Genomic DNA, 3,033 nt, shown 5'->3' on the forward strand with positions numbered 1-3,033 from the left:
GGGCTGTCCCGCGCGGGGGGCGAGGAACACCACGGTGACGGCGAGCAGCGGCACGGCGCACAGGTAGAAGCGCAGGAACGGGAACGTGAGGCCGCGGAAGTAGGCCAGGGTCGCGAATCCGAGCACCGCGAGCAGGATCACCGCCGCGAGCGGTTCGGGGTCGCGGCGGCGCCCGGCGAGCACCGCCACCACCGGAAGCAGCAGCACCAGCGCCGGTGCCAGCCCGATGATTTCGGCAACGGAGAAGGCCAGGGCCGCCGCTCCCCCGTCCGATCCGCCGCCGGATTGGTCGAGGATGGCCGCGTTGCCGTATTGCGAGGAGAACTGTTGCAGGGCCTGACCGGTGATGAGCCAGCTGGTGGCCGCCCACACGGCGAAGGCCAGGGCAGTCGGCAGCGCGACGACGATCCCGTCGAGCAGCGCCGCGCGCGGGTCGCCGCGACGGAACCACACCACCGCCACGACGAGGGCGGTGGCGGCGGCGGCCGCGGCCAGGGCGTCGTAGCGGGCCAGATAGGCCAGGGCGAGTGCGAGACCGGCGAACACGAGGTCGTGCACGTCGTCGGTGGTGAACCAGCGGATCAGTCGCCGCAGTGCCCAGCACAGCAGCATCAGGAACGGTGCTTCGCTCATGCCGTTGGCGCCGTAGTACAGGATCATCGGGTGGAGGGCGAAGGTCGCGGTCACGGCCCAGCGCAGCCAGGTGGGGCAGCCGCGGTCGGCGGCGATGCCGTGGATCTGGACGACGGCGCCGGCCATGAACGGCGCCGACATCAGCACCCCGGACAGGCCCCATCGGGTGATCTGCGGCCACCATTCGGAGAGCGCGACGACGGGGAGCTGCGCCAGGGCGGTGAGCGGGGTGAAGACGAATCCGATCGCCGCGAGGTGCGGGTCGCGGCTGAACAGTACTGCGCGGGTGGCGGAGACCCGGCTCAGGGCGTCGCCCTGCAGGTACTGGACGTCCACGGCGAGCCACGTCCCGATCACCAGGTAGAGGATGGTGGCCGCCCAGAACAGGCGGGTTCCGGTGTGTTTCACGACGACAACCCGTGGAAGGTCTTCTCCCAGTAGGAGGGGTCCTTGACGAGCTGGTAGGTGCCCTTGATCGCGGCGACGGACATCAGCAGCCAGTACAGCGGCACCGTCAGGCACGAGACCCACAGGCGGGCGTTTCCGGTCTCCCGGCAGGCCACGAGGTTCATGTAGAGCACGGCGAAGTTGCCGAACAGCAGCGAGACGAGGGCCGGGAAGTACACGTACCAGGGGAAGATCTGCTGGACGATGCCGGGTTGCCCGAGCAGCCAGCTCGCCGTGATCATCCAGAAGATCATGTTCAGGCAGGCGACGATCGGGGTGCCGGCGAGCAGGGCGGTGAAGCGCAGCATGCCGACGGTGCCGATGCCGCGCCACAGGGCGATCGGGTCGCGCATGTGCACCAGCCAGGTCTGCAGGTATCCCTTGTACCAGCGGGAGCGTTGGCGGATCCAGTTGATCGGGTCGGGGTTGGCTTCCTCGAGGGTCGTCGAGTCGAGGACTGCCGTGCGCAGCCCGGAGGCGGCGATGCGCACTCCGAGATCGGCGTCCTCGGTGACGTTGAACGGGTCCCACGCGCCGATCTCGTCGAGGACGGACCGGCGGATGTGGTTGGAGGTGCCGCCGAGCGGGATCGGGGACCGCGAGCGCATCAGCCCGGGCAGGATGAACGAGAACCACAGGGCGTAGTCGGCGGTGAACCACGCGGTGAGCATGTTCTGGGATCCGTTGTGGAAGGCGAGTTTGGCCTGGACGCAGGCGACGTCGTCGTCGAGGCGGGCGAAGGCGACGGCGACGCGCCGCAGTTGCAGCGGGTCGGGGCGGTCCTCGGCGTCGAAGATGGTGACGATCTCGCCGGTGGCGAAGTGCAGTCCGTAGTTGCACGCTTTCGGTTTGGTGCGGGGGTCGGCGGCGGGGACCTTCAGGATCTCGATGCTGTCCCCCATGCCGGCGGCTTCCGCGGCGTCGATCGTAACGGTGTCGTCCTCTTCGAGGAGCAGCAGCACCTGCAGTTTGTCGGCGGGATAGACGAGCGAGGACATCGCGGCGATGAGGTCGCCGACGACTTCGGGTTCGTTGTAGGCGGGCACGAGCACCGTGTAGGTGGGCAGGTCGGCTTGGGTGACCGCGAGGGCTTCGTCGTCGGTGACGGTCATGATGGCGTCGCGGGCGAGGCCGCGGGAGAGCAGCAGCAGCCGGTCGGCCATGGTGGCGATGTAGCCGAGGGTGCACAGGGCGGTCGCCGCGATCAGTGCCGGGACCGGCCACACGAGCACCGCGACGAGGCCGACGACCAACGCCGTCAGGGCGGTGCGTTTCTGCCACGGCACGAACGGGACGGCCGCCGACGCCGCGGGATTGTTCTCCCGCAGCCCGTTGACGGCGTCGTGCAGTGCGGCGCTGCGGAATTCGGCGGTCACCATTGTGCGGCCACGAGTTCTCGGCCCAGTGCGGTCAGCAGGTCCACGTCCTTGTCCTCGGATTCGGTGTCGGTGAGGGCATGGCCGCCGCGGAGGAACACGGTCAGCAGGCGGCCCAGGTTGGATGCCATGTTCGGTTCGGCCGCGGGAAAGACGGCGTCGTGTTCGTGGTTGTCGACGGTCAGGAGCGTGACCCGCTGGGCCGTGTCGCCGCGGGTCCAGGTGAACGACAGCAGGCTCCAGGTGAGCAGCAGGTCGTCGTCGGCGACGGTGAAGTACTGAGCCTCGACGCCGTGGCCGAGGTCGACGAACCGTTTGGGTCCGACCCGCGCGCGGCTCAGGTCGAAGCTCGTTTCGACCGGGTTCACCTGGAACAGTGCCGGGTTCGCGGCGGTGAGCGTCTGCACGGCCACGGACCGGGGTCGGGACAGTTCGTCCCAGCGGGGGTCGGGTTCGGTGGCGCGCAGCATCTGCCGGTGCAGGGTGGCGGTGCGCCCGTAGAAGCGGCGCTGCCAGTCGTAGTCGACGATCGCGGTCTCGTACCAGCCGGCGGGCACCACGAGGACCGGTTCGCCGG

Annotated in this window: 1 protein-coding gene and 2 pseudogenes; all 3 read right to left on the reverse strand. The window is 69.4% G+C overall.

What is annotated here, in order from left to right:
- Positions 1-1,041 (reverse strand): annotated as a pseudogene (locus I0Q12_RS04730) (ABC transporter); the annotation flags it as partial.
- Positions 1,038-2,459, reverse strand: a complete 1,422-nt coding sequence (locus tag I0Q12_RS04735; RefSeq protein ID WP_197250853.1) for a glycosyltransferase — start codon at positions 2,457-2,459, stop codon at positions 1,038-1,040. The pseudogene I0Q12_RS04730 and the gene I0Q12_RS04735, both read right to left, overlap by 4 nt.
- Positions 2,453-3,033 (reverse strand): annotated as a pseudogene (locus I0Q12_RS04740) (hypothetical protein); the annotation flags it as partial. The pseudogene I0Q12_RS04740 and the gene I0Q12_RS04735, both read right to left, overlap by 7 nt.

It is taken from the genome of Rhodococcus sp. CX (assembly GCF_015865005.1).
GTDB lineage: Bacteria > Actinomycetota > Actinomycetes > Mycobacteriales > Mycobacteriaceae > Rhodococcus.